The sequence below is a fragment of the Mesorhizobium sp. M7A.F.Ca.ET.027.02.1.1 genome (genome assembly GCF_004022985.1).
Taxonomy (GTDB): domain Bacteria; phylum Pseudomonadota; class Alphaproteobacteria; order Rhizobiales; family Rhizobiaceae; genus Mesorhizobium.
Genome location: NZ_RZOL01000410.1, coordinates 1 through 5,408, shown reverse-complemented (window position 1 = coordinate 5,408; position 5,408 = coordinate 1). Strand labels below are relative to the sequence as shown.

The 5,408-nt window shown below is 62.3% G+C and carries 6 protein-coding genes; 2 read left to right on the top strand and 4 right to left on the bottom strand.

Annotated elements, in window-relative coordinates; genetic code table 11:
* Positions 1-789: serine protease (locus tag EN749_RS29885; protein WP_145991054.1), on the top strand; the 789-nt coding region annotated here is incomplete at its 5' end.
* A 63-nt stretch (positions 790-852) separates the two neighbouring features.
* On the opposite strand, the gene EN749_RS29880 is transcribed toward EN749_RS29885, so the two are convergent.
* The 3 genes from EN749_RS29880 to EN749_RS29870 all read right to left on the bottom strand — a co-directional run bounded on the left by EN749_RS29880 (position 853) and on the right by EN749_RS29870 (position 4,255).
* Complete coding sequence (locus EN749_RS29880) at positions 853-1,560, bottom strand: hypothetical protein (protein ID WP_128364506.1); 708 nt, start codon at positions 1,558-1,560, stop codon at positions 853-855.
* Positions 1,557-1,937, bottom strand: a complete 381-nt coding sequence (locus tag EN749_RS29875; protein WP_127809291.1) for a hypothetical protein — start codon at positions 1,935-1,937, stop codon at positions 1,557-1,559. Before EN749_RS29875 ends, EN749_RS29880 begins: the two co-directional genes overlap by 4 nt.
* 122 nt (positions 1,938-2,059) lie before the next feature.
* Positions 2,060-4,255, bottom strand: a complete 2,196-nt coding sequence (locus EN749_RS29870) for a caspase family protein (protein WP_128364505.1) — start codon at positions 4,253-4,255, stop codon at positions 2,060-2,062.
* Between the two features lie 244 nt (positions 4,256-4,499).
* Between EN749_RS29870 and EN749_RS29865 the strand changes: the two genes are divergently transcribed.
* A complete protein-coding gene (locus tag EN749_RS29865; RefSeq protein WP_056594898.1) occupies positions 4,500-4,904 on the top strand; it encodes a Fur family transcriptional regulator in 405 nt (134 codons plus the stop codon).
* Between the two features lie 176 nt (positions 4,905-5,080).
* On the opposite strand, the gene EN749_RS29860 is transcribed toward EN749_RS29865, so the two are convergent.
* The coding region (locus EN749_RS29860; protein ID WP_245491519.1) for a DNA polymerase at positions 5,081-5,408 on the bottom strand (328 nt) is incomplete at its 5' end.

Genomic DNA, 5,408 nt, shown 5'->3' with positions numbered 1-5,408 from the left:
CTTATCATCAAGGAACTGAACGCTCCGGCCACCGGAAAAGACGGGGCCGAGCGCAAGACCGAGGATCCGGACCTCGGCGAAGGCGAAGCCGGCCGTCAGGTCTTCGGCACCGACGATCGCGAGCAGGTCAAGAACACCAAGACCTATCCGTTCTCGGCAATCGGCTATCTCGAAGCTAAATCGCCGAAGACGGGCAGCTTCGGCAGCTGTTCGGCAACGCTGATCGGCCCGCGCACGGTGCTCACCGCCGCGCACTGCCTCTACAGTCATGAGGACAAGGATTGGCTCTCCGACTATCTGTTCGTGCCGGGGCTGAACGGCAGCACGGCCGACGACGCACCGTTCGGCGCCTTCGCCTTCGAAAGCGCCTATGTGCTGCAAGGCTTCATCGACAACTACCAGGGTTATTATGGTTCGGTCCTGCTGTGGGATCTCGGCGTCGTCACGCTAAAGCAGGATGTCGGCACCAATCTCGGCTGGCTGGGCTATGCCAACTATGAGGATCTCGGCGATTTCACCGCCAATCTCGTCGGCTATCCCGGTGACAAGCCGATGGGCACGATGTGGAAGGCAAACTGCGAAGTGCACGCCGAAAACATCGCGCCGGAATATTTCCAGTATGACTGCGATACGTTCCCAGGGTCGAGCGGCAGCTCGGTCTATGCCTATGACAACAAGGCCAAGCAGCGCATCGTCACCGGTGTCAACGTGGCGGAAAGCCCCGACGCGAACACCGCCGTGCGCCTCAACGCTGCCAACGTCCAGTGGATCAACAGCCTGTATAAATAATCGCTGCGCATTCGCGGTGGAGACAAAGGCGGCGGCGCAATCCCGCCGCCTTTTTTCGCGCCGCTATTTGGCTGCGGGTGCAGGCGGGCCGTTGCGCACATAGTTCTCGATTGCCGAAGCGAAAGTGGGAGAACCCGCCTTGCGCTGCTTGTCTATGTAGCCGGCAAAATAGCTCCAGAACGAGACGGCATAGTCGCGGAAATAGGCGTCGGTCACCTTGCGCGAACACAAATCGCCGTCGACACAGAAGGACAGACGGTTGAGGAAATAGACGATGCGGTCGAAATTCTCGCTGAAATCGGCGAGCGGCATGTCGCCGCCGGAGGCGGTCATCGCCTCGATGCCGATCCGTTGCCGGAACACCTGCTCCTCGGTCGGCGAGGGGTTGGCGCTGAGCAGATTATCATATTTGGCGTTGAGGCCCGTCAGACGATCTTTCAGCGCGCGCTGCGCCTGCTGGTAGTCCTTGTTTTCCCAGAGTTCGACAAGCGACATGGTCTGCTCGACGCGCTTCTGTTCCTGGTTGGCCAGGAACTGGTAGATCGAAAACATCAAGGTGAAGATGATGGCGAGACGCACCGCCATGCCCGACCAGGCATAGACCAGCATGCGCCAGTCGGGGTCGGTGAAGGGATTGCTCTCCTTCTTGATCTCGTGGGCGCTTGGCCAAGGGAAACCTTCGGTGGTTTCCGGCAGCGCCGTTTTGCCGGCCGGCGCCTTTGCTGGTGCGGCGGCTGCTGTTTGCCTGGTGTTGCCCGTTGGCTTCTTCATCCGCAGCTGTCCAGTTCAATGGTGGCGGAGGGATCCAGCACAATGCCCGGCGTCTCCAGCTTCCGTTTCAGGCATTCCAGTTGCAGGCGCGAAATCATGAACTGTACGTCGGGCTCCGCCGCCCCCTTGTTGGGGGACGGCAAGGCTTCGACGACGCCGCGCGAGGCGCAGTTGCTGAGATCGACGATAACCGCGTCGCTGCCGCTTTTGGCGAACTGGTCGTACTGATCGAGAAAACACGTCGCCAGTTCCGAGTTGGTGACGATCTGCTTGACGCACAGGCCGCAGGCCTCGTCCGCCGAAGCGTTGGCGATCAGCAACAGGCCGCCGGCAAGGCCGGTTACCGTTCCACGCCAGGAAAACACAGAATTCTTCACAATCGATCCTATCCGTTTCATCCGGCCGTCATGCGCCAGGACGCGGCCGGGAATGTTCTCATATCGCGCCGATCGCGCAAGAGCCGCCACAGAGCCATATGGCCCTGGTCGCCGACATCCGCTCAGGCGCGCGGCACCGTTTCCATCGGGAAGATCATCACCGCGCCTTTCGGGCCGCTCTTGTCGGCAAGCCGCATCACCGAGCGGGTGGCCGGCGCCATGCCGAGATCGGTCAGCATGTCGGAGAAGCCGGCGGAGCCCGTTCCACGCGTCGCCGAGGCGACGCCGTCCTGTGCCAGGAAGCTCAGATCCTGCTTCTCGCTCTCCGGCGGCGCCTCGGTCAAAACAGCGATCATCCGCTCCATGCCGAAACTGGTGTCGGTGAAAGCCAGCAGCCCCTCTTCGAGCGTGGCCTGCGGGGCGAGGCGTTCGGCAACGATATGAGTGATCGAATAGTCGCTGCCGACATAGAGCACGTTGATGTCGACCAGCAGGTCCGAGCCGTTCTTGGCCAGCACATGCACTTCGTCGCCCGGCGAGACGCGCGGCACAACCGAAGCCGGCAGCGGTTCGAGGCCATCCTTGTCGCGACGTTTGACCTGGAACTGGACGTCGACGTCCTCGGGCTTGTAGTCTGAGGCCGCCGCCAGCCGCGAAAGCCCGGTGGCACGGAAGATGGTGCGCAGGTTCCTGGCCGTTGCATCGGCCAGCTTGTGGCGGTCGTGAATGATGATCAGCGGCGGTTTGCCGCCCTCCTTCAGGCTCACGTCGCCCGACGCCGGCAGGAACCACAGCGCCGGCTTGTCGGTCGCATCCTTGACGCCGGGAACAGCATTCTCGCGCATCACCGCGAGGCGGAGGTCGGCGCTCTTGCCGGGCTCGACCAGCTCGATGTTGAAGCCGGTCTCCCTGGCTGTGGCCAGTTCGTCGAGAACCGAATTGACCAGAGCGGTTTCCTTCTCAAGTCCCTTGGCTATGGCCGGCCGCGCCAAGACGAGCTTGTAGTCGACGGCGATCTCCGCCACCCGCGCATAGGCGTTGGCGGGAATGTCGGCGACTTTGAGCGCCGGCTTCTTGTCGAACTCGACCGGCTTGACGCGGCTTTCCAGGTTTTTTGCCGACTGCACTTGCAAAAATCCGACAGCGTCGGACAGCGGCGATAACGCCGACGGCAGGATGGCGAGCTTGCTGCCGGGGGTGAGGCGATGCAGCAGCCCGGCGCCGATCGTCGCTTCGCCGTCCTTGATGACGACAGGCCACTGCATGACTGCATCGGTCCTGTCGGTGCCGAAGACGCGGGCATCCAGTTCGCCCTCGAACAGCGGTGTCGGCCGGGTGCGGCTGTCGGCCGAATATTGCTGCAGCACGGCCTGGCCGAGTTGGCGATAGGTGACGTTGGGATTCTCGGCCAGTTTGGACAGGATGGTGAAGGTGAACAGGCCCAAGCGCGGCGCATCCGCGATGCCCTTGGGCAACGGCATCTCGGGCGTCGTCTCCACCGTCTGCGCGGCATAGAAGGCGACCAGCTTGCCCTTGGTGATCGGTTCGCCACCGGTCGGCGTCAGGGTGAAGGCGGGCTTGCGCGTGCCATTGTCGTCGATGCCGCGCGAGCCGGCGACCGAAATCACCTCATCATAGGCCTTGATCGCGGCAGCCCGCTCGGACTCGTTGCCGCCGACCAGGTCGGCGAACTCGACCTTGCGCTCCAGCTCGTCATCGACCTCGACGGCGCGTGTCGCGGTTCCGGAATGGCAGCAGTCGAACACAACCCAGACGAAAGCACCCTTGTCGCGGATGGCGTCGAGTGCCGCGCCGATTTCGTTGTCGATCAGCGCATTGGGCACGCCGGCATCGCGGTTGATCCATTTGCCGATATCGACGGGCAGGAAGATCTCGTCGAGCCCGTCGGTTTCGTCGCCCTTGACCATCTGCGGCTGCTGGGCACCGTGACCGGACAGATGCAGATAGACGAAATCGTCGCGCTGAACCTTGGCGGCAAGGTCGGCCAATGCAGCCTTGATCGCCGCATGGGTCGGCAGGCCACTGGCGCCGGGGACATCCTTGGCGAGCAGCGTGACGTTTTCCGGCGCGAAGCGCACGGGGTCGGGCACATTCTTCAGGAGATAGTCGCGGACGAGGGCTGCATCGTTCTTCGGCCCGACAAGCCAGTTCCTCTGCGGCAGGTTGGGATATTCGGTGCAGGCGACCAGCAGCGCATGGTAGGTGCGCGATGCGGCCATGGTCCGGAACGATACCATGCCGGCCATGGTCAAGGCGGACGTGCCGACCAGCAGCGTCCGCCGCGTCAATTTGATCATGATTGCTTCCCCAAGCCCGACCGAATTTCCAAGCGCGGCAATCCTTGCCGAAGATATTGTCAGTATTTTGAACGTCACATCGCAGAGCAACCTGCCTGTTGCCCCGCTCCGATCGATGTTCTCGACCGCCTCGCGGGCAGAATGCTGGAAACAGTAGCAAAAATGCCTGTTCGTCGCTATCTGGATGGGACATGGATCGTTTGTGCGCGGCACAAGCGACGCAAGGCGAGTTGGAAACAGGATCATGGCGGCAAGGGATGTGCTGACGAAGAACCAGCTGTGCGTTCTCGAGAAACTCGAGACCGCCAGCGGACCGCTCAGTGCCTACACCTTGCTCGACCAATTGCGCGAGCGCGGTTTTCGCGCGCCGCTCCAAGTCTATCGCGCGCTCGATACGCTGGTGAAGTCAGGTTTCGTGCATCGGCTCGAAAGCATCAACTCCTTCGTCGCCTGCGCCGAACCGCACGACCACAACCACTCGATGACCGCCTTCGCGATCTGCGACACATGCGGGCAGGTCACCGAAATGTCCGACCACGATGTCGGCCACCAGTTGGACGAATGGGTGCGCTCCACCGGCTTCGCCGCCAAGAAGGCGGTGATCGAGTTTCGCGGGACGTGTGCCAAGTGCCTGGCCGAAGCGGCCTAAGGTGCGTTGATATTCAGGTGATGCCGGCCTGCAAATGGCTGATACCTGCGCTTCCCCGTTCTACCGCGTCGCGGTAGAACTGTGCTCACGTACGAAAAGTACGCTCCGCTCCGGTTCTCGGAATCCACCATTTTCGGCTCGGCCTGACCTGAATCTCAACACACCTTGCGTTGGCGCTAATGCGCCTCGTCCCAGTTGTTCGCCGCCCGCGCGTCGACGTGCAGCGGCACCGACATCGAGACCGCCGGCATCGCCGCGTTCTCCATGACGTGACGCACGACCGGGATCGTTGCCTCGACTTCCGCCTCGACGGTCTCGAAGATCAATTCGTCATGCACCTGCAGCAGCATGCGTGCCGAAAGGCCTGCTTTTTCCAACGCCTCCTCCATGCGGATCATGGCACGGCGGATGATGTCGGCGGCGGTGCCTTGCAGGCGGGCGTTTATCGAGGCGCGCTCGTTGAAGGCGCGGAGCGAGGGATTGGACGATCTTATATCGGGGGAA

Bases quoted from the DNA above. Each gene is read 5' to 3' on its own strand.
- EN749_RS29880 (WP_128364506.1), bottom strand. From the start codon at position 1,560: ATGAAGAAGCCAACGGGCAACACCAGGCAAACAGCAGCCGCCGCACCA.
- EN749_RS29870 (WP_128364505.1), bottom strand. From the start codon at position 4,255: ATGATCAAATTGACGCGGCGGACGCTGCTGGTCGGCACGTCCGCCTTG.
- EN749_RS29865 (WP_056594898.1), top strand. From the start codon at position 4,500: ATGGCGGCAAGGGATGTGCTGACGAAGAACCAGCTGTGCGTTCTCGAG.